This is a genomic window from Variovorax sp. Varisp53, assembly GCF_059491555.1.
In genome coordinates this window covers 179,563-200,537 of the sequence record NZ_CP168512.1, presented here as the reverse complement: position 1 = coordinate 200,537, position 20,975 = coordinate 179,563, and the positions used below count along the sequence as shown (strand labels likewise).

The 20,975-nt window shown below is 68.5% G+C and carries 18 protein-coding genes; 10 read left to right on the top strand and 8 right to left on the bottom strand.

What is annotated here, in order from left to right; all coding sequences use genetic code 11:
* Nucleotides 1-419 precede the first annotated feature (419 nt).
* Nucleotides 420-719 carry a hypothetical protein gene (locus tag ACEOAB_RS00905; protein WP_056587941.1) on the top strand — a complete coding sequence of 100 codons (300 nt, stop codon included), beginning with the start codon at nt 420-422 and terminating at the stop codon, nt 717-719.
* Between the two features lie 22 nt (nt 720-741).
* Here the strand turns inward: ACEOAB_RS00905 and ACEOAB_RS00900 are convergent, their stop codons facing one another.
* The 5 genes from ACEOAB_RS00900 to ACEOAB_RS00880 form a co-directional block, all read right to left on the bottom strand.
* The gene (locus tag ACEOAB_RS00900; protein WP_413751381.1) at nt 742-2,415 is read right to left on the bottom strand and encodes a thiamine pyrophosphate-binding protein; all 1,674 of its coding nucleotides are present in this window, start codon (nt 2,413-2,415) and stop codon (nt 742-744) included.
* Between the two features lie 157 nt (nt 2,416-2,572).
* Entirely contained in the window at nt 2,573-3,793 is a 1,221-nt protein-coding gene (locus tag ACEOAB_RS00895) for a pyridoxal phosphate-dependent aminotransferase (protein WP_413751169.1), read from the bottom strand.
* On the bottom strand, nt 3,790-4,692 hold the full coding sequence (locus tag ACEOAB_RS00890) for an amino acid ABC transporter substrate-binding protein (protein ID WP_413751168.1): 903 nt from the start codon (nt 4,690-4,692) through the stop codon (nt 3,790-3,792). The genes ACEOAB_RS00895 and ACEOAB_RS00890 overlap by 4 nt, the downstream gene beginning before the upstream one ends.
* A gap of 98 nt (nt 4,693-4,790) precedes the next feature.
* Nucleotides 4,791-6,329 carry an L-piperidine-6-carboxylate dehydrogenase gene (amaB, locus tag ACEOAB_RS00885; RefSeq protein ID WP_495653373.1) on the bottom strand — a complete coding sequence of 513 codons (1,539 nt, stop codon included), beginning with the start codon at nt 6,327-6,329 and terminating at the stop codon, nt 4,791-4,793.
* Nucleotides 6,330-6,490: 161 nt separating this feature from the next.
* Nucleotides 6,491-7,348, bottom strand: coding sequence for an IclR family transcriptional regulator (locus ACEOAB_RS00880; protein ID WP_413750995.1), 858 nt, complete (start codon nt 7,346-7,348; stop codon nt 6,491-6,493).
* A gap of 207 nt (nt 7,349-7,555) precedes the next feature.
* On the opposite strand from ACEOAB_RS00880, the gene ACEOAB_RS00875 reads away from it, so the two are divergent.
* Genes ACEOAB_RS00875 through ACEOAB_RS00845 form a run of 7 tightly spaced genes read left to right on the top strand, consistent with a single transcriptional unit; the run spans nt 7,556 to nt 14,213 of the window.
* On the top strand, nt 7,556-8,644 hold the full coding sequence (locus ACEOAB_RS00875; RefSeq protein ID WP_413750996.1) for an ABC transporter ATP-binding protein: 1,089 nt from the start codon (nt 7,556-7,558) through the stop codon (nt 8,642-8,644).
* Complete coding sequence (locus ACEOAB_RS00870; RefSeq protein WP_413750997.1) at nt 8,641-9,501, top strand: ABC transporter permease; 861 nt, start codon at nt 8,641-8,643, stop codon at nt 9,499-9,501. Before ACEOAB_RS00875 ends, ACEOAB_RS00870 begins: the two co-directional genes overlap by 4 nt.
* On the top strand, nt 9,498-10,292 hold the full coding sequence (locus tag ACEOAB_RS00865; RefSeq protein WP_413750998.1) for an ABC transporter permease: 795 nt from the start codon (nt 9,498-9,500) through the stop codon (nt 10,290-10,292). The genes ACEOAB_RS00870 and ACEOAB_RS00865 overlap by 4 nt, the downstream gene beginning before the upstream one ends.
* Entirely contained in the window at nt 10,293-10,598 is a 306-nt protein-coding gene (locus ACEOAB_RS00860; protein ID WP_495653372.1) for a (2Fe-2S)-binding protein, read from the top strand.
* Nucleotides 10,595-11,998: an FAD/NAD(P)-dependent oxidoreductase gene (locus ACEOAB_RS00855; protein ID WP_495653371.1), complete on the top strand. Its 1,404-nt coding sequence runs from the start codon at nt 10,595-10,597 to the stop codon at nt 11,996-11,998. Before ACEOAB_RS00860 ends, ACEOAB_RS00855 begins: the two co-directional genes overlap by 4 nt.
* Nucleotides 11,995-13,149, top strand: coding sequence for an NAD(P)/FAD-dependent oxidoreductase (locus ACEOAB_RS00850; RefSeq protein WP_413750425.1), 1,155 nt, complete (start codon nt 11,995-11,997; stop codon nt 13,147-13,149). The genes ACEOAB_RS00855 and ACEOAB_RS00850 overlap by 4 nt, the downstream gene beginning before the upstream one ends.
* 20 nt (nt 13,150-13,169) lie before the next feature.
* Nucleotides 13,170-14,213 (top strand): ABC transporter substrate-binding protein, encoded by a 1,044-nt coding sequence (locus tag ACEOAB_RS00845; RefSeq protein WP_007833498.1) that lies wholly within the window; start codon nt 13,170-13,172, stop codon nt 14,211-14,213.
* 42 nt (nt 14,214-14,255) lie between these two features.
* On the opposite strand, the gene ACEOAB_RS00840 is transcribed toward ACEOAB_RS00845, so the two are convergent.
* The 3 genes from ACEOAB_RS00840 to ACEOAB_RS00830 all read right to left on the bottom strand — a co-directional run bounded on the left by ACEOAB_RS00840 (nt 14,256) and on the right by ACEOAB_RS00830 (nt 18,568).
* Nucleotides 14,256-15,086 (bottom strand): alpha/beta fold hydrolase, encoded by an 831-nt coding sequence (locus ACEOAB_RS00840; RefSeq protein WP_413750426.1) that lies wholly within the window; start codon nt 15,084-15,086, stop codon nt 14,256-14,258.
* A gap of 281 nt (nt 15,087-15,367) precedes the next feature.
* Nucleotides 15,368-16,996: a GMC family oxidoreductase gene (locus ACEOAB_RS00835; protein WP_413750427.1), complete on the bottom strand. Its 1,629-nt coding sequence runs from the start codon at nt 16,994-16,996 to the stop codon at nt 15,368-15,370.
* Between the two features lie 63 nt (nt 16,997-17,059).
* Entirely contained in the window at nt 17,060-18,568 is a 1,509-nt protein-coding gene (locus ACEOAB_RS00830; protein ID WP_413750428.1) for a CoA-acylating methylmalonate-semialdehyde dehydrogenase, read from the bottom strand.
* A gap of 119 nt (nt 18,569-18,687) precedes the next feature.
* Here ACEOAB_RS00830 and ACEOAB_RS00825 point away from each other — a divergent pair, with 119 nt between their 5' ends.
* Both ACEOAB_RS00825 and ACEOAB_RS00820 read left to right on the top strand, forming a co-directional pair.
* Entirely contained in the window at nt 18,688-19,635 is a 948-nt protein-coding gene (locus ACEOAB_RS00825) for a LysR family transcriptional regulator (protein ID WP_495653370.1), read from the top strand.
* Nucleotides 19,636-19,804: 169 nt separating this feature from the next.
* Entirely contained in the window at nt 19,805-20,971 is a 1,167-nt protein-coding gene (locus ACEOAB_RS00820) for an MlaE family ABC transporter permease (RefSeq protein ID WP_056587995.1), read from the top strand.
* Nucleotides 20,972-20,975 lie beyond the last annotated feature (4 nt).

Here is a 20,975-nt window from a genome sequence, read left to right as displayed (position 1 = left end):
TCGAAAATATAGCTTCATGTGCACGCGTGGCCTTTGTGGGAGGTCAATTTGGCACTGTGGAAAAACCCTTCGGGCACGGCGCGCGCGGGCATAAAAAAGGCGCCGACCAGCGGCGCCTTTCAAAGTCAAACATGGCATCTCGTACGGAGCCTTGGAAGCATTTTTTATAGTTGCTCGAGTTTGTCTCCTCGGACCCTCGGCAGCACGAGCCGGGGCCCGTTCGCGAGTGCGCAGACTTTAGGGGGCGCACCGCCTCAGTGCATTGGGAATTACCCGCTTTGCCGGCCTGGAAAGCCCGATTCGCAAACCAAAGTGTTTCCGATGGTTAACAGAGCGGCACAATTCATGCAGGCGCATCAGGCCCCGATCTTGCACAGGATAAGAAAGAACCCGGGAGTCGCCCACCCGACGGAGGAAGCATGCCATCCATGTCCGAAAGCGAACGCATCGCCCTCGCCGCGCGCCTTCATGTGGCGCTTCGGCGAAAGCATGGGCGCGTGACCGACACCGAATGGATGGCCACCAACGCCGAATACGCCGCCGAGATCGTGCGCATGACGCGCGCGCATGCCGCGGACACCAAGGATGAGGAGCTCTACCAGCTCGCGATGCGGCTCGAACAGGCGATGGAACCGCTGGCCCGCGCCGCGCGGCTGGCGGCGCGGCGGCCCGACGGCAACCCGCCGGCGCCGCTTCGCCACGCGGACGGGCTGAGCTGACGCCTTCCTGCTGCGGGCCTGTTCAGGACGCGGCCAGCGCGGCCTTGCGGATCGACTGCAGCGTGCTTCCCGGCGTGATCGCTTCCGGATCGAGCAGGCAGTGCAGGATCGCGGGTTTGCCGCTCGCACGCGCACGGGCCAGCGCGGGGCCGAACTCTTCGGTGCTGGTCACGCGTTCGCCGTGGCCGCCGAACACTTCGGCATAGCCGCGGAAATCGGGGTTCTTCAATTGCGTGGCGCTGATGCGGCCGGGATAGTGCTTTTCCTGGTGCATGCGGATCGTGCCGTACATGGCGTTGTCCAGCAGCACCACGATGATCGGCAGGCCGTACTGCACGGCGGTGGCGAATTCCTGCCCGTGCATCATGAAATCGCCGTCGCCCGCGAACACGACCACCTCGCGCTGCGGCCAGAGGCGCTTGGCGCCGACGCCGGCCGGCAGGCCGTAGCCCATCGAGCCGCTGGTGGGCGCGAGCTGGCTCGCGAAGGCGCGGAACGGCCAGAAGCGGTGCACCCAAGTGGCGAAGTTACCCGCGCCGTTGCAGAAGATGGTGTCGGCCGGCAGCACTTCACGCAGGTGCTGCATGACCTCGCCCATCTGCAGCGGGCCGGGAATGCGGATGGGCGCCGGGTCGCTCCAGCGCAGGAAGTCTTCGCGTGCGGTCTTTGTCTCTGCCTGCCAGGCCGGCACTTGCGCGAGGCGCAGCGTAGACACCGCTTCGGCAAACGCCTGCGGCGTGGCGTGAATGCCCTGCGCCGGGCGGTAGAGCTTGCCGAGCTCGTCGGCATCGGCGTGCACATGCACCAGAGCCTGCTTCGGCTGCGGGATCGCCAGCAGTTCGTAGCCTTGCGACGGCACTTCCGACAGGCGCCCGCCGACGAGCAGCACGAGGTCGGCATTGCGGATGCGCTCCAGCATTCGCGGGTTGGCGCCCAGGCCCAGGTCGCCCGCATAGCAGGGGTGCTCGGCCGACATCAGCATCTGGCGGCGGAACGAGCAGTACACGGGCAGCGAGAACGCGGCCGCGAAATCCGCGAACTGCAGCGCCGCCTTCTCCGACCAGCGGCTGCCGCCGAGGATGACCACCGGGCGCTGCGCCTGCGACAGCCGCTGCTGCAGCTCGGCGAGCTGCGCCGTGCCGGGATGGGTTTCGGTCACCGCATACGGCTGCGCGTCGGCCACCGCTGCGGCCTCGGTCAGCATGTCCTCGGGCAGCGCGATCACCACCGGGCCGGGTCGGCCGGAGGTGGCGACATGGAAGGCACGCGACACCAGCTCGGGCACGCGCGCCGGATCGTCGATCTGCACCACCCACTTGGCCATGGTGCCGAACACCGCGCCGTAGTCCAGCTCCTGGAAAGCCTCGCGGCCCATCGCGTCGCGCGCGACCTGGCCGACGAACAGCAGCAGCGGCGTCGAGTCCTGGTGCGCGATGTGCACGCCGGCCGCCGCGTTGGTGGCACCCGGGCCGCGCGTGACGAAGCAGATGCCGGGTTGGCCCGTGAGCTTGCCCTGCGCCTCGGCCATCATCGCCGCGCCGCCTTCCTGGCGGCACACGGTCACGTCGATCGATGCGTCATGCAGCGCGTCGAGCACGGCCAGAAAGCTTTCGCCGGGCACGCAGAACAGCTGCCTGACGCCGTGGGTGATGAGCTGGTCGACCAGGATCTGGCCGCCGGTGCGGGAGGAAGTCATGCTGTGTCCGATGGAATGAAGGTGGTGGGTCTTGCTCCCTCCCCCTCTGGGGGAAGGCTGGGATGGGGGCAAGCGGCGTTGGATGAGCCGATGGCAATGGATACGCCGCCTGCCCCCACCCCAGCCCTCCCCCAGCGGGGGAGGGAGAAATGCGGGGTCATTCGAGGGCTTCGCATGCAGCGGCGATGCGCTGGCATGCCTCTTCCAGCTGCGCCATCGACGTCGCATACGAGATGCGGAAATACGGCGCCAGCCCGAACACGCTGCCCGGCACCACCGCCACCTCGAAGTCCTGCAGCAGGTAGCAGCAGAAGTCGCTGTCCGTCTGCAGCAGCGTGCCGCCGCGCGTGCGCTTGCCGAGCACGCCGGCGCAGCTGGCGAAGGTATAGAACGCGCCTTCGGGCACGCGGCAATGCAGCCCCGGCGCGCGGTTCAACGCGGCCACCACGAAGTCGCGCCGCGCCTGGAAGTCGGCGCAGCGCTCGGCCACGATCTCCTGCGGCCCGGTCAGCGCCTCGATGGCCGCCGCCTGGCTGATCGACGAAGGGCACGAGGTCGTCTGGCTCTGCACCACGGCCATCGCCGCAACCAGCGCGCGCGGCCCCGCGCCGTAGCCCACGCGCCAGCCGGTCATCGCATAGGCCTTCGATACGCCGTTGACGGTCAGCGTGCGTTCGCGCAGGCGTGGCTCCACCGCTACCGGCGTCGCGAAGGCCAGGCCGTCGTAGAGGATGTGTTCGTAGATGTCGTCCGCCAGCACCCACACCTGCGGATGTCGCAGCAGCACCTCGCACAGCGGCTTCAGCTGCGCCGCGCTGTAGGCCGCGCCGCTCGGGTTCGACGGCGAGTTCAGGAACAGCCAGCGCGTGCGCGGCGTGATCGCCGCCTCGAGCTGTGCGGCATCGAGCCGGAAGCCGTTCGCCTCGGTGCACGCCACCGGCACCGGCACGCCGCCGCAGATCTGCACGATGTCGGCGTACGAGGTCCAGTACGGCGCGGGCAGGATCACTTCATCGCCCGGGTTCAGGCTGGCCATCAGCGCGTTGAAGATCACCTGCTTGGCGCCTGCGCTCACGCTGATCTCGTCGAGTGCGAAGTCGAGCGCGTTGTCGCGCTTGAACTTCAGCTGCACCGCCGCCTTCATCGCCGGGCTGCCGTCGAGCACGGTGTAGCGCGTGTCGCCACGGCCGATGGCGCGCACCGCCGCGTCGCGCACGTTCTGCGGCGTGTCGAAGTCGGGCTCGCCCGCGCCCAGCACGATCACCGGACGGCCCGCGCACTTGAGCGCATTGGCGTGGTCGGTGATGCGCAGGATTTCCGAGACGCCGATGGCGCGCACGCGCTGCGCCGGCGAGAAGACAACGGTGTCCGTGGTCACTTGGCGTAGGCCTCCAGTGGCTTGTCGTTGGGTTCGAGCATCAGCTGCTTCAGCGCCGTGCTCATCGGCAGGTTCAGGCTCGTGTTCTTCGGCGGAATGGCCGCCACGAACCACTTGGCGTAGATCTTTTCCAGGTCGCCGCTCTTCATCATGCGGCGCAGCGAATCGTCCACCGCGGCCTTGAAGGCCGGGTCGTCCTTGCGGAACAGCAGCGCGATCGGCTCCGAGCCCAGCGGCTCGCCCACGATGCGGTAGGCGGCCGGGTTCTTCGAGTTCGCGATGATCCCGGCCAGCAGGTTGTCGTCGAGCACGAAGGCGTCGGCGCGGCCCGACTCCATCAGCAGGAAGCTCTCGAGGTGGTCCTTGCCGAGCATCGTGTTGTACGAGACGTTCTGCGCGCGCTCGCGCTTGCGCAGCAGTTGCACGGCGGTGGTGCCGGTCGATGCCGACACGTTGCGGCCCGCGAGCTGCTCGAGCGAGGTGATGCCCGAGTCGACCTTGGTCGCCATGCGCACTTCGCTCACGTACGTGGTGAGCGCGAACGCCACCTGCTGTTGGCGCGCGGTATTGTTGGTGGTGGGGCCGCAGCCGATGTCGAGCGTGCCGTTCTGCACCAGGGGGATGGTGTTCTGCGCGGTCACGGCCATGTATTCGAGCCTCGCCTGCGGCACGATGTCCTTCAGCACGCGCTCGCACAGCTCGACGTGGTAGCCCACGTACTTCTCGCCCGCGCCCAGCATGTAGGCCATCGGCGGCGAGGCTTCGCGCACGCCGAGCACGACCTTGCCGCTGGTCTTGATCTTGTCGAGCGTGCCGCTGGCGGTGGTCTGCGCGCTGGCGCCGCCGAATGCGAGCGCGAGCAGCGTGGCTGCTGCAACTGTCTTGAAGGGAATGCTCATTTCTTCTGTCTCCTGGTGGTTGTTTTTCTGGGGTGCGCACGGCCGTCCACCTGCCGACGCAAGGAATTGCGCGGCGGGAACAGACGAGCCGGGGTCGGTCAGTCGCCGATGTCGAAGGTCACGCCCTGCGCCAGGGGCAATGCCATCGAGTAGTTGATGGTGTTGGTCGCGCGGCGCATGTACGCCTTCCAGCTGTCGGAGCCGGCTTCGCGGCCGCCGCCGGTTTCCTTCTCACCACCGAAGGCACCGCCGATCTCCGCGCCGCTCGGGCCGATGTTGACGTTGGCAATGCCGCAGTCCGAGCCTGCGCTCGACATGAAGCGCTCGGCCTCGCGCACGTTCAGCGTGAAGATCGACGACGACAGGCCCGCGCCCACCGCGTTGTGCCATTCGATGGCCTCATCGAGCGAGCTGTAGCGCACCACGTAGAGGATGGGCGCGAAGGTCTCGCGCAGCACCGGGCCGTCGTGCGTCTTCAGCTCGACCAGCGCGGGGCGCACGTAGTACGCGTCCTTCGTGCCGAGGCCTTCGACGCGCTGGCCACCGTGCACCGTGGCGCCGGCCTCGCGGCTTTCGCCGAGCGCCTTCTGCATGCCGTCGAAGGCTGCGCGGTCGATCAGCGGGCCGACCAGCGTACCGGCCTCGCGCGGATCGCCCACCTGCACGTTGCCATAAACCTTCGCGAGCTTGGGCACCAGCGCGTCGTACACGCTGTCGTGCACGAACAGGCGGCGCAGCGTGGTGCAGCGCTGGCCGGCCGTGCCCATGGCCGCGAACGCGATGCCGCGCAGCGTGAGGTCGAGGTCGGCCGAGGGCGTGACGATGGCCGCGTTGTTGCCGCCGAGTTCGAGAATCGCGCGGGCGAAGCGCGCGGCCAGCTTCGGCCCCACCTGGCGGCCCATTGCCGTCGAGCCGGTGGCCGAGAGGATCGGCACGCGATGGTCGTCGACCAGCACCTCGCCGATGTCACGCTGGCCCAGCAGCAGGCCGAGCAGGCCCTCGGGCGCATCGCCGAAGCGCGCGACGGCGCGATGCGCGATGGCATGCACGGCCAGTGCGGTCAGCGGCGTCTTCTCGGAAGGCTTCCACACCACCGAGTCGCCGCACACCAGCGCCAGCGCGGCGTTCCACGACCACACGGCCACCGGGAAGTTGAAGGCCGAGATCACGCCGCACACGCCCAGCGGATGCCAGGTTTCCATCATGCGGTGCTCGGCGCGCTCGGTGGCCAGCGTGAGGCCGTAGAGCTGGCGCGAGAGGCCGACCGCGAAGTCGCAGATGTCGATCATTTCCTGCACTTCGCCCGCGCCTTCGGACGGGATCTTGCCGGCCTCCAGCGTGACGAGGCGCCCGAGGTCGCCCTTGGCGGCGCGCAGCTCTTCGCCGAGCAGGCGCACCAGCTCGCCGCGGCGCGGGGCCGGCACGCTGCGCCAGGCCTTGAAGGCTTCGTGCGCGCGGCCGATGGCGGCGGTGGCTTCGGCCGGCGTGGTCTGCGGCACCTGTGCGATGACCTCGCCGCTGACGGGCGAGCGCACCGTCAGCGTGCCGCCGGTGTGGGCCTCGACGGGCACGCCGAGGCGCTGCAGCAGCTGTTCGACTTCGGTGGGGACGGGGAGAGAAGTGTGGGCTTCGGACATGATCGCGCTCCAGGAAGGAGATGAAAGAGAAAGGCGATGGGAGTCGGCGGAATGCGGCCAATATCTGCGAATCCGGGACGATTGGCTAGCGAAAATATGGAAGGACTTGATGCGTTTTGGGAAAGAACTTCACCCTCCGCTCGCCTTCCGGTACAGCGGGTTCATTCCGGCCTGGGCGCCTCGGGCACGCCAATGCGCTGCCCCGCCGGCGACCCCGCCAGGCTCTGCGCCGGCCTTCTCAACGTCGCGTCGAAGGGATTGATCTTCGGCCCGATGGCCGCCGCCTCCCGCTTGAGCAGCTCGACCACCGTCGGCATGCGGTCCGCATTGAGCCGGTCGGCGATGGTGCCCACGCTCAGCGCCGCTACCGCGCGCCCTTCGCGGTCGAGGATCGGCACCGCCACGCCCGCCATGCCTTCGAGCAGTCCGGTGTTTCGCCCGGCATAACCCGCCTGCCGCACGCGCTCGATCTCGGTGCGCAGATAGACCTCGTCGTACACGCCGTACTCGCGCACGCGCGACAGGTTGAAGCGGATCACCTCCTCGCGCTCGGCCTCGGGCAGGAACGCGAGGATTGCGAGCGCGCCCTGCCCCACGCCCAGCGCGATGCGCCCGCCGATGTCGCCCGTGAACGAGCGGATCGGGAACGGGCCTTCGCTGCGGTCCAGGCACACCGCGTCGAAGCCGCTGCGCGCCAATAAAAAGATGCTGTCGCCCAGGCTCGCGCACAGGCGCAGCAGCACGGGCCGGCAGATGGAGCGCAGGTCGCCGGGATTGCCCGCGCTTGCGGCGAGCGCGAAGAAATCGATGCTCAACCGATAGAGCTTGCTGCGCTCGTCCTGCTCGACCATGCCCTCGGCCATGAGCGACTGCAGCAAACGGTGCGTGGTGGCCTGCGTGAGGCCCACGGAACGTGCGATCTGGGTCACGCGGCCGCCCTCGCCCTGCACCGCGCCGAGCGCGCGGATCACCGAGAAGACGCGCGGCACGCCGCCGCTGGCCGCCGATGGGGTTTCCATATCTTGCTCCTGTGGAATTCAATCTATCGATCGAGGCGATCATATTCCATTGAACGGAATAAATTGAATAAAGATTCTGATTAATGGAATACCCGAAGCGAACTGGCGCGTTCATTGCAATAGAGTGAATTGAAATCGGCAAGTGGTCCATGGCACGCACCAAGGTGTCGCACGCCCCCCTTTTGCCTCCGACAGAAAGGCTTTTCCATGTCATTCCTCCGGCTCACCGACGTGACCAAGTTCTATGGCTCCGCCCGCGCGGTGTCGGCCATGAACCTCACGGTGGAAAAAGGCGAGTTCGTCTCGCTGCTCGGCCCTTCGGGCTGCGGCAAGACCACCACGCTGCAGATGATTGCGGGCTTCGAGGCCGTGAGCAGCGGCCGCATCGAACTCGCGGGCAAGGACATCACGCATGCCAAGGCCAACACGCGCGGCCTGGGCATCGTGTTCCAGACCTATGCCCTGTTTCCGCACATGACGGTGGCCGACAACGTGAGCTTCGGCCTCGAGATGCGCAAGATGCCCAAGGCCGAGCGCGCCGAACGCGTGAAGCAGGCGCTGGCGCTGGTGCACCTCGAAGCGCATGCCACGCGCTATCCGCGCGAACTCTCGGGTGGCCAGCGGCAGCGCGTGGCGCTGTCGCGCGCGCTGGTGATCGAGCCGCCGGTGCTGCTGCTCGACGAGCCGCTGTCCAACCTCGACGCCAAGCTGCGCGAGGAGATGCAGTTCGAGCTGCGGCAGATCCAGCGCAAGGTCGGCACTACCACGGTGATGGTCACGCACGACCAGAGCGAGGCCATGTCGATCAGCGACCGCGTGGTGGTGATGGAAGGCGGCTGCGCCACGCAGATCGACCATCCGCAGCGCGTGTACGAACACCCGAGCACGCGCTTCATCTCCACCTTTGTCGGCAAGGCCAACCTGCTCGATTGCCGCGTGTCCGGCAGCGGCGCCGCGCGCACCTGCGTCGAAGTCGGCGCGCTATCGCTCGACGTGGATGACACCGGCTTCGGCGTCGACACGGCCGCGCTGCTGAGCGTGCGGCCCGAGAAACTGCAGCTCGTGCCGACGAGCCGGGGCCGGCTCGACGGCGAGGTGCAGGAACGCTTCTTCCTCGGCAGCCAGTGGCTCTACCGCGTGGCCACGCCCATCGGCGACCTCACGGTGCTGAGCCCCAACGACGGGCGCGATGCGCTCGAAGAAGGCGCCCGCACCGGCATCGACTGGCCGGCGCACTGCATGCGGCTGCTGCCTGCGGACGCCACCGCGAAGACCGTGATGGCCGCGACGGCATGACCACCATGCAGAACAAGGCCACGCCCTGGTGGCTCTCCGGCCCCGCGCTGCTGCTGTTCAGCGCGCTGCTGCTGGTGCCGCTCGCGCTCACGGCCGTGCTGTCGTTCAACGTGTACGACCCGGCCACCGGCCCGAAGTCCGGCGAGTTCACGCTGGCGCACTACGCGCTGGTGTTCTCCGACTCGTACTACCTCGGCATCTTCTGGCGCACCTTCTGGGTCTCGGGCCTGGTCACGCTGATCTGCGTGCTCGTCGGCGCGCCCGAAGCCTATGTGCTGAGCCGCATGCGCAACCCGTGGCGCTCGGTGCTGCTGCTGGTGGTGCTCGCGCCGCTGCTCGTGTCGGTGGTGGTGCGCGCCTTCGGCTGGAGCATGCTGCTGGGCCCCGAGGGCGCGGTGAACGCGCTGCTGCAGCTCGTGGGCATTAGCCCGGTGAAGATCCTCTACACCAACGCGGCGGTGGTCATCGCGCTGGTGCACGTGATGCTGCCCTTCATGGTGATCCCGGTGTGGACCTCGCTGCAAAAGCTCGACCCCGGCGTGGAGAACGCGGCGCTCTCGCTCAACGCCACGCCCTTCACCACGCTGCGGCGCATCGTGCTGCCGCAGGTGATGCCGGGCATTCTCTCGGGCAGCCTGATCGTGTTCGGCCTGGCCGCGAGCTCGTTCGCGATTCCCGGCTTGCTCGGCGGGCGCCGGCTGAAGATGGTCGCGACCATCGTCTACGACGAATACCTGAGCGAACTCAACTGGCCGCTGGGCGCGGCCGTGGCGCTGGTGCTGCTGGTGGCCAACCTCGTGGTCATGCTCAGCTACAACCGCCTGGTCGAAGGCCGCTACAAGAAGGCATTGGGATGAAAAGAAACGGCCCCATCGCCCTCGCGTTCAACGCGCTCGTCATCACCTTCATGCTGGCGCCGCTGGTGGTCGTGTGCATCGTGGCGTTCACGCCCGAGAACACGCTGACCATTCCGACCACCAGCTTCTCGCTGCGCTGGTTCAAGGCGGTGTTCGCGCACCCCGACTTCATGCAGTCGTTCTGGAACAGCCTGTGGCTCGCACTGAGTTCGGCCACCATCGCCACGCTGCTCGCGGTGCCGGCCGGCATGGCGATCACGCGCTACGCGTTTCCGGGGCGCGACTTCCTCAACGGGCTGTTCCTCTCGCCGCTGATCGTGCCGCACCTGGTGCTGGGCGTGGCGCTGCTGCGGCTGTTCGCGCTGGTCGGCGGCACGGGCAGCTTCGGCTGGCTGGTGATGGCGCATGCGCTCATCGTCACGCCCTACACGCTGCGGTTGGTGGTGGCGGCGCTGGTGGGCTTCGATCGCAGCGCCGAGCAGGCCGCGCTGTCGCTGGGCGCGAGCCAGGCCACGGTGTTCCGCCGCATCACGCTGCCGATGATCCTGCCGGGTGTCACGGGCGGCTGGATGCTGTCGTTCATCAACAGCTTCGACGAAGTGACGATGTCGATCTTCGTGACCGCGCCGAGCACGGTGACGCTGCCGGTGCGCATGTACATGTACGCGACCGAGTCGATCGATCCGCTGATGGCGGCGGTGTCGGCGCTGATGGTGGCCATCACGGCCTTCGCGATGGTGCTGCTCGACCGTGTCTACGGACTCGACCGCGTGCTGGTGGGGCGCCGATAGATGACCATGACTGCACACGCCCTGCTTCACCGCGTGGCCGAGAAAAGCGGGCGCGAAGCCGTGCCCTTCACCCTCGATGGCGCGCCGGCCAGCGCGCTGGCCGGCGACACCGTGCTGACCGCCGTGCTCACGCAATCCGACCAGCTGCGGCGCAACGAATTCAGCGGCCTGCCGCGCGCGGGCTTCTGCATGATGGGCGCCTGCCAGGACTGCTGGATCGCCACGGACGAAGGCGAGCGGCTGCGCGCCTGCTCGACCTTCATCGCGCCGGGCATGGCGCTGGTCACCGGGAAGAACGGCGCATGACGAAGGCAGACGCAATCCGCCCCGTGATCGTCGGCGCCGGCCCGGCCGGTGTGCGCGCCGCGCAGACGCTGGTGGCGCATGGCCTGCGGCCCGTGGTGATCGACGAGGCGCCGCGCGCCGGCGGGCAGATCTACCGCCGCCCGCCCGCCGGCCTCGCGCAGCGCACGGCGCGAACGCTCTATGGCTTCGAATCGAAGCGCGCCGATGCCGTGCATGCGGCCTTCGACGCGTTGCAGGGCCGCATCGAGCATCTGGGCGACAGCCTGGTGTGGAACGCCCAGGACCATCGGCTCGACGTGATGCACAACCCCACGCGCAGCAACCGCCGCGTGCCCTACAGCCACCTGATCGCGGCGACGGGTGCCACCGACCGCGTGCTGCCGGTACCGGGCTGGACGCTGCCGGGCGTCTACACGCTGGGCGGCGCGCAAGTGGCGCTCAAGTTCCAGGGCTGCGCCATCGGGCAGCGCGTGGTGTTCATGGGCACGGGGCCGCTGCTGTACCTCGTGGCTTATCAATATGCGAAGGCCGGCGTGAAGGTGGCCGCGGTGCTCGACACCGCGCGCCTCGCCGACCAGCTCGCGGCCACACCCGCGATGCTGACCCAGCCCGCGGTGTTCGCGAAGGGCGTGTACTACGTCGGCTGGCTGCGCGCACACGGCGTGGCCTTGCACAGCGGCGTGCGTCCGTTGCGCGTGCTCGGCGACGAACAGCAAAGCCGCGTGACCGGCGTGGCATGGCAGGACGGTGCTGAAGAACGCACGCTGGCCTGCGATGCCATCGGCTTCGGCTACGCGCTGCGCTCCGAAACACAGCTGGCCGACCTGCTCGGCTGCCGCTTCGACTACGCGCCGCTGCACCGCGCGCACCTGCCGGTGCGCGATGCGGCGGGGCGCTCCAGCGTCGAGGGCGTGTACCTCGCGGGCGACGGCGCCGGCATCATGGGCGCGGACGCGGCCGAGTGGGCGGGCGAACGGGCGGCGCTGGCGCTGCTGGCGGACAACGGCGTGGCGGTCGATACGGCACGCGCAGCCGAACTCGAACGCAGGCTGCACAAGCTCGCTGGGTTCCGCCAGGGCCTCGAACGCGCCTTCCCGGTACCGCAGGACTGGGCCGCGCATGCGCCCGACGAGCTCGTGATCTGCCGCTGCGAGAACGTCACGGCCGGCACCTTGCGCCAGACCGTCGCCACGGCCGGTGCCGACGAGCTGAACCGGCTCAAGGCCTTGTCGCGCGTCGGCATGGGCCGCTGCCAGGGCCGCATGTGCGGCGTGGCCGCGGCCGAGATCCTCGCGCATGCGACGCAGCAGCCGCTGCAGCAGGTCGGCCGCCTGCGCGGGCAGGCGCCGATCAAGCCGATTCCGATCCGGCTCGTGCCCGCGGAAGGGAGCGGTGCATGAGCTCGATCAAGAAGTTGCGAACCGACGTCGCCATCATCGGTGGCGGCATCGTCGGCTCCTCCGCCGCGCTGGCCTTGCGCCGCATGGGCGCCGGCGTGGCGCTTCTCGAGCGCGACCTTTGCGGCTCGCGCTCCAGCGGCGTGAACTTCGGCGGCGTGCGCCGGCAGGGCCGCTCCCTGAGCCAGTTGCCGCTGACACAGCGCGCACACCGCATCTGGGGCCAGCTGCCCGAACTGCTGGGCACCGACGGCGAATACGTCCGCTCGGGCCATTTCAAGATCGCGCGCAGCGAAGCCGACATGGCCTCGCTGGAGCGCTACCGCGCGATGAGCAGCGACTTCGACCTGGGCCTGGAACTGATCTCCGCCACGCGCCTGCGAGAGCAATGCCCCTGGCTCGGCACCCGCGCCGTGGGCGGCTCGCTGTGCGCGGAAGACGGGCAGGCCAATCCGCGCCTCGTCTCGCCGGCCTTCGCGCTGGCGGCGCAGCGCGCGGGTGCGCTGGTCTTCGAGCGGCACAAGGTCGACGAGGTCGCGCACGACGGCGCCATGTTCATGGTGCGCAGCGGCAACGCGCTCGAAGTGCAGGCGCCGGTGCTGCTCAACTGCGCGGGCGCGTGGGCCGGCACCATCGCCAGCCAGTTCGGCGAGACGCCGCCGATGTATGCGCGCAGCCCCGTGATGGCGGTGACAGAGCCGGTGCCGCACTTCATGCGATGGAGCCTTGGCGTGGAAGGCGGCGGCATCTACTGCAGGCAGGTGGAGCGCGGCAATCTCGTCATGGGTGGCGGCACGGGAATCACGCTGGACGACGAGCGCGCGCGCGCCGAGAGCGACGCCATCGCCACGCTCGCAATGCAGGCCGTGGAACTGCTGCCCATGCTGCGCCACGCACACATCATCCGCACCTGGGGCGGCACCGAGGGCTACCTGCCCGACCGCGAACCGGTGCTCGGCCCCAGCCTCACCACGCCTGGGCTGTTCCACGGCTTCGGCTTCGCGGGTGCGGGCTTCCAGATCGGCCCGGCCGCAGGCGAAGTGCTGGCCGACCTCGCACGCGACGGGCGCACCGAGACGCCCATCGACGCCTTCGCCATCGAGCGCTTCGACGAAGAATCCGTTTCCCCATCCCTCGCCGCTTCCCCCACCTGAACTGATTGGAGAGCATCACCATGTCCCGCACCGCCAAGTCCCCCCTCCTCCTCGCCGCGCTGCTCGCAGCCGCGGGCATCGCCAGCGCGCAGACCAAGACCATCTACATCGGCATGAACGGCGGCACCATGGAGAAGGCGTACACGCAGTACGTGTTCCCCGCCTTCGAGAAGGCCTACGGCGCGAAGGTGGTGGTGGTGCCCGGCACCTCCTCCGACATCCTCGCGAAGGCGCAGGCCAACAAGGACAAGCCGCAGATGCACGTGATGTTCCTCGACGACGGCATCATGGTGCGCGCCATCGGCATGGGCCTGTGCCAGAAGCAGAAACCCAGCCAGTCCCTCAGCGAGATCTACCCGGCCGCGCGCTTCAAGGACGACATGGCCAGCGGCGTGAGCCTGGGCATGACGGGCCTGGCCTACAACGCCAAGATGTTCAAGGAAAAGGGCTGGGCGCCGCCCACCTCGTGGATGGACCTGGCCGACCCGAAGTACAAGGGCAAGGTGGTGTTCCAGTCGATGTCTTCCTCGTCCTTCGGGCTGCACGGCTTCCTGATGTTCAACCGCATCCAGGGCGGCAACGACAAGAACGTGGAGCCCGGCTTCAAGGCCTGGCCCACCACGATCGGGCCGAACGTGCTGGAGTACATCCCCAGCTCGGCCAAGCTCTCGGAGATGGTGCAGACCGGTGAAGCGGCGATCTTCCCGCTCACGCCCACGGCCGTGGCTGCGCTCAAGACCAAGGGCATTCCGGTCGAGTACGCACCGCCCAAGGAAGGCGCCGTGGTGCTCATGGTCGGCCAGTGCGTGATCGCCAACAACAGCGAGCCCGAGCTGTCGCAGAAGCTCGCCGAGTTCTTGCTGAGCCCCGTGGCTCAGGCCAACGTGCTGCAGTACGGCGCGCAGATCCCGACCAACCCCAAGGCCCCGGCCGTGGGCGAAGGCGCGGCGCAGGTGGCGGACATCAACAAGTGGATGAAGACCGCCGTCACCATCGACTGGGAAAGCATCAACGCCAACCGGCCGGCGTGGAACGCGCGCTGGAACAAGACCATCGAGCGTTGATGCGACACGCCGCGGTGTTCGCACACCGCGGCGCGCCCGGCCTCAGCTCTTCACGAACGCCAGCAGGTCGGGGTTGATCACGTCCGCATGCGTGGACAGCATGCCGTGGGGGTAGCCCTCGTAGCTCTTCAGCGTGCCGCGCTTGAGCAGCTTGACCGCCAACAGCGCCGAATCCGCATAGGGCACGACCTGGTCGTCGGTGCCGTGCATCACGAGCACCGGCACGTCGATCTTCTTCAGGTCTTCGGTGAAGTCGGTCTCGGAGAAGGCCTTGATGCACTCGTAGTGCGCATTGGCCGCGCCCATCATGCCCTGCAGCCACCAGCGGTCGATGAGGCCCTGCGAAACCTTCGCGCCCGGCCGGTTGAAACCGTAGAACGGGCCGGTGGGCAGGTCGATGAAAAACTGCGTGCGGTTGGCCGTGAGCGCGGCCCTGATGCCGTCGAACACCTCCATCGGCAGGCCGCCGGGGTTGGCCGCTGTCTTGAGCATGATGGGCGGCACGGCGCCCACCAGCACGGCCTTGGCCACGCGGCCCGGTTTGGCGCGCGCCACATAGCGCGCCACCTCACCACCGCCCGTCGAATGGCCGATGTGCACGGCGTCCTTCAGGTCCAGCGCGTCGGTCAGTGCCGCCACGTCCGATGCGTAGGTGTCCATCTCGTGCCCGCCCGCGGTTTGCGAGGAGCGGCCGTGGCCGCGGCGGTCATGCGCGATCACGCGGTAGCCCTTGCCGAGGAAGAACAGCATCTGCGAGTCCCAGTCGTCGGCGCTCAGGGGCCAGCCGTGATGAAAGACGATGGGCTGCGCGTTGCGCGGTCCCCAGTCCTTGTAGAAGATGTTCGTACCGTCCTTGGTGGTGACAAAGCTCATGGGGGATCCTTTCGTGTGATCAGCGTGCTTTTGCGCGGCAGCCGCGCTCGAAGTACCGAGGGCGGACACGGTCGCGATGCCGGCCGCGCCGGCCAGAATACGCCGCCGCGAGGCACCTGTCGCGGGGGTCGTCTTGATGTCGGACATGCTTCTTTCCAGGGCAGGGTGGTTGGGCAGCGAAAGCGGAACTGCTTCGCCGGACAACGCACTGTCGGCTAAATGGCGCGGCAAATCTTGAACAAAATGCCTGCGCCTTGCACGTTGTCACCCTGCGCGCGACCTCAGCGGTTGTCTTCGACGATCCAGCCCGCCGCCTTCTCGGCCATCATCAATGTCGGGCTGTTGGTGTTGCCGCTGGTGATGGTCGGCATCGCGCCCGCATCGACCACGCGCAGGCCCTTTACGCCGCGCACGCGCAGCCGCGAATCGAGCACGGCCATCGGGTCGCCCTCGGCGCCCATCTTCGTGGTGCCCACCGGATGGAAGATGGTCGTGGCGATGTCGCCGGCCAGGCGCGCGAGGTCTTCGTCGGTCTGGTACTGCACGCCGGGCTTCCACTCCTCGGGCCTGTATTTGGCGAGCGCGGGCTGCTCGGCGATGCGGCGCGTCACGCGCAGCGAGTCGGCCGCCACCTTGCGGTCTTCGTCGGTGCTCAGGTAGTTGGGCGCGATGGCCGGCGCATCCTCGAAGCGCTTGCTCTTGATGCGCACCGAGCCCCGGCTCGTGGGATTGAGGTTGCACACGCTCGCGGTGAAGGCCGGAAAGCTGTGCAGCGGATCGCCGAAGGCGTCGAGCGACAGCGGCTGCACGTGGTACTGCAGGTTGGGCCATTCACGCTCGGGCGAACTGCGCGTGAAGGCCCCCAGCTGCGAGGGCGCCATGCTCATCGGGCCGCTGCGCTTGAGCAGGTATTCGAGGCCGATCTTCGCCTTGCCGACCATCGACGAGGCCATCACGTTGAGCGTGGGCGCGCCATCGATCTTGTAGACCGCGCGGATCTGCAGGTGGTCCTGCAAGTTGGCGCCGACGCCGGGCGCGTCGAGCACCACGTCGATGCCATGCTGGCGCAGCAGCTCGGCCGGGCCGACGCCCGAGAGCTGCAGGATCTGCGGCGAGCCGATGGAGCCTGCGCTCAACACGACCTCGCGCGATGCGGTCGCGGTGGTCATCTCGCTGCCGTTCCACACTTCCGCACCCGTGCAGCGGCGCGTGCCGTCGGGCAGGGTTTCGAACAGCAGGCGCGAGACCTGCGCGCCGGTCCACAGCTCGAAGTTGGGCCGGCCGTAGCAGGTGGGCCGCAAGAAGGCCTTGGCGGTGTTCCAGCGCCAGCCGTTCTTCTGGTTGACCTGGAAGTAGCCCACGCCCTCGTTGCTGCCGCGGTTGAAATCGGTGGAGTGCGGCACGCCGGCCTGCACCGCGGCCTCGGCAAAGGCGTCGAGGATGTCCCAGCGCAGGCGCTGCTTCTCCACCCGCCATTCGCCGCCCGCGCCGTGCATCTCGTCGGCGCCAAGGTAGAAGTCCTCGTGCTTCTTGAAGGCCGGCAGCACGTTTTGCCAGCGCCAGCCGTCATCGCCCGTGAGGTCGGCCCAGTGCTCGTAGTCGCGCGACTGGCCGCGCATGTAGATCATGCCGTTGATGCTGGAGCAGCCGCCCAGCGTCTTGCCGCGCGGGTAGCGCAGCACGCGGCCGTTGAGGCCCGCGTCGGGCTCGGTGCTGTAGAGCCAGTCGGTGCGCGGGTTACCGATGCAGTAGAGGTAGCCGACCGGAATGTGGATCCAGTGGTAGTCGTCCTTGCGGCCGGCCTCGATGAGCAGCACGCGCTTGCTCTTGTCGGCGCTGAGCCGGTTCGCCATGAGCGAGCCGGCGGTGCCGGCGCCGATGATGATGTAGTCGAATTGGGTCTCGCTCATGGCGCTTTGCTTGTCTCTCTTTTGTTCGACGAAATTGCGGCGCGCCTCGCGCCGCACCTCATGCTACTTCGCCGTCGGCATCACGAACTCGGCCCCCTTGCCGATGCTCTCGGGCCAGCGCTGCATGATCGACTTCTGCTTGGTGTAGAAGCGCACGCCCTCTTCGCCGTAGGCGTGCATGTCGCCGAACAGCGAGCGCTTCCAGCCGCCGAAGCCGTGCCAGGCCATCGGCACCGGGATCGGCACGTTGATGCCCACCATGCCCACCTGGATGCGGCGGCCGAACTCGCGCGCCACGTTGCCGTCGCGGGTGAAGCAGCTCACGCCGTTGCCGAACTCGTGCGCGTTGATCAGGTCGACCGCGTCCTTGAAGTTGGCCACGCGCACGCAGCCGAGCACCGGGCCGAAGATCTCTTCCTTGTAAATGCGCATCTCGGGCGTGACGTGGTCGAACAGCGTGCCGCCCATCCAGAAGCCATCGCCGCAGCCTGCGCCTGCCTTGTTGCCGTCGAACTCGCGGCCGTCGACCAGCAGCTTGGCGCCTTCCTTCTCGCCCAGATCGATGTAGCCCGTGATGCGCTCGTGCGCGGCGCGCGTGACGATCGGGCCCATCTCGGCCGCGAGGTTCTCGCCATCGAGCACCTTCAGCGTCTTCGTGCGCTCGATCAGCTTGGGCAGCAGCTTGTCGGCCACGTCGCCCACCAGCACCGCCACCGAGATGGCCATGCAACGCTCGCCGGCCGATCCGTAGCCCGCGCCGATCAGCGCGTCGACGGCCTGGTCGATGTCCGCATCGGGCATCACCACCATGTGGTTCTTCGCACCGCCCAGGGCCTGCACGCGCTTGCCGTGGCGGGCGCCGGTTTCGTAGATGTAGTTGGCAATCGGGGTGGAGCCGACGAAGCTGATCGCCTTGACGTCGGGGTGCTCGAGCAGCGCGTCGACGGCCGCCTTGTCGCCCTGCACGACGTTGAACACGCCGTCGGGCAGGCCGGCTTCCTTCAGCAGTTCGGCCATGCGCAGCGAGGCGCTCGGGTCGGTCGGGCTGGGCTTGAGCACGAAGGTGTTGCCCGCGGCAATCGCCACCGGGAACATCCACATCGGCACCATCACCGGGAAGTTGAAGGGCGTGATGCCGGCGACCACGCCCAGGGGCTGGCGCAGCGTCCAGTTGTCGATGCCGGTGCTGACCTGGTCGGTGAAGTCGCCCTTGAGCAGCTGCGGAATGCCGCAGGCGAACTCGACGATGTCGATGCCGCGCGAAACCTCGCCCTGCGCGTCGGTGAAGACCTTGCCGTGCTCGGCGGTGATGAGGTGGGCCAACTCGTCCTTGTGCTCATTGAGCAGTTGCAGGAACTTGAACATGACGCGCGCGCGGCGGATCGGCGGCGTGTCGGCCCAGGCCGGGAAGGCGGCCTGCGCGGCGGCCACGGCGGCCGAGACCTGTGCCGTGTCGGCCAGGCCGACCTTGCCGGTGACGGCGCCGGTGGCGGGGTTGGTCACGTCCTGGGTGCGGCCGGAGGTGTTGGCGGCGGGCTTGCCGGCGATGAAATGATCGATGGAGGTGGGCATGGAGAGAGCTTTCGCTGACGCAGAAGAAAGAGGGGGGTGTGGCCAGTTTAGGCAGCACCTCGGCGCGCGCCTAGACGCGAAGCTTGAACTTATTGTTCATCCTGCTGAACAATAGATACATGAAACCCCAAAATATCGAAGCGCTCTGGACGCACCTGCACTGGCTCACGGTGCTCGCGCAGCAGGGCAGCTTCACGGCGGCGGCGCTGCGCCTGGGCGTAAGCAAGGCCGCCATGAGCCAGCGCATCGCCGAGCTGGAGCGCGCGGCCGGTGCGCCATTGGTGCAGCGCACCACGCGCAGCGTGCGGCTCACCGAGGCCGGCCAGCGGCTGGTGGACGACATGCGGGGGCCCTTCGAGCAGATCGCCCACAGCTTCGCCGGCGTGCGCGACCTCGCGGGCGTGCCGCGCGGGCTGGTGCGGGTGACGGCGCCGGTGGCCTTCGCGCGCCAGCAACTGGTGCCGCGGCTGGCCGACTTCCTGCGCGCGCAGCCCGAGGTGCGCATCGAGCTCGACCTGTCGGACCGGCTTAGTTCGCTCGCGATGGAAGGCTTCGACCTCGCCATCCGCCACACGGCCGCGCCGCCGGACACGCACGTGGCCTGGACGCTGTGCGAGACCCGCTCGGTGCTGGTGGCCAGCCGTGCCTACCTGCGCCGCCGCGGCACGCCGCGCGAGCCGCAGGCGCTGGCCGGCCACGACTGCCTGCACTACCCGCGCGCGCAGGAAACGCCGACCTGGCATTTCGAGGCCCGCGCGCCGCAGAAGGGCAAGGCCGCGGCGCCGCGCATCACGGTGCCGGTCTCGGGCCCGCTGGTCGCCAACAACAGCGAGGCGCTGCGCGACGCGGCCTTGAGCGGCCTGGGCATCGCGCTGGTGCCGGACTTCAGCGCCCAATCGGCGCTGCAGTCGGGCAAGCTGCAGGAGGTGCTGCCGCAATGGCGTTCGGTGGGCGCGTTCGGCGAGCGGCTGTATGCGATCCGGCCCTATGCCACGCACGTGCCGCAGGCGGTGACGGCCTTCGTGGCGTGGCTGCGCGAGGCGCTGGCGGCGGGCTTCGCGGCATGAGCGGGCCGCAACCGGGCCGCAGGCCGGCGCGAATCGTGAAAAAGGAAACCGAAAAACGGCGTCGCGCCCTACGCAAACGAGGGGTCTGCGACACATGGCGCACGGATGCACCCGGTTACGATGCGCGCATCCGGCCCTGCACCTGTTAACTTTCCCGCTCATCCGCCTTATGTCCCCTGCCACATCGCCTGCCGACGCTCCCGCCGCCGACAGCGCGCGGCCCCGCGTCGGGCAGCGGGAGCAGGACGGCCGCCAATGGACGGTGGCCAGCGGCTGCTGGACCACGCTGGCAATGTCGTCCAAGCCGGCTTGGCAGGCGCTGGCGAAAAACCTGGCAGCCGCCCCGCCCGCCGACGACCGCGCCTGGGACCTGCGCCCCATCGAACAGCTCGACCACATCGGCGCGCAGCTGCTGTGGGAGCACTGGCGCCACCAATGGCCCGCGACGCTCGAAATGTCGCCGCAGCACAAGGCGGTGCTCGACCAGGTGGCGCAGTACACCGTGCCAACCCCGGCCGAACCCGGGCCTTCGCTGAACGACCGCGTCCGCGCGTTCACGCACCTCGGGCCGCGCGCGATGTTCGTCATGCGCGACCTGACGGTACTCATCGGCCAGCTCGCGCTCGACATCGGCAAGCTGATCCGCGCGCCGCACCGCGGGCCGTGGCGCGATTTCTCGGGGCACCTCTACCAGTTCGGCGCCACGGCGCTGCACATCACGGCGCTGGTCGGGCTGCTGATCGGCGTGGTGCTGGCCTACCTGATCTCGCAGCAGCTGCGCCAATACGGCGCAGAGACGTTCGTGGTGAACATCCTCGGGCTGTCGCTGGTGCGCGAGCTCGGGCCGGTGCTGGCGGCCGTGCTGATCGCCGGGCGCTCGGGTTCGGCCATCACGGCGCAGATCGGCGTGATGCGCGTGACGGAAGAGCTCGACGCGATGCGCGTGATGGGCATTCCGCACGGCTTTCGCCTCGTGATGCCGCGCGTGCTGGCGCTGGCCATCGCCATGCCGCTGATCAGCCTGTGGACCTCGATGGCCGCGCTGGCAGGCGGCATGCTGGCGGCCGACGCGGCGCTGGACATTTCACCGGCCTACTTTCTCTCGGCGCTGCCGCGCGCGGTGCCGATCTCGAACCTCTGGCTGGCCACGGCCAAGTCGGCGGTGTTCGGCATCCTGATCGCGCTGATCGGCTGCTACTTCGGCATGAAGGTGAAGCCCAACACCGAAAGCCTCGGGCGCGGCACCACTTCGTCGGTGGTCACCTCGATCACCGCGGTGATCCTGGTCGATGCATTGTTCGCCGTGCTCTTCAAGGGCATCGGCTTCAGGGCATGACGCC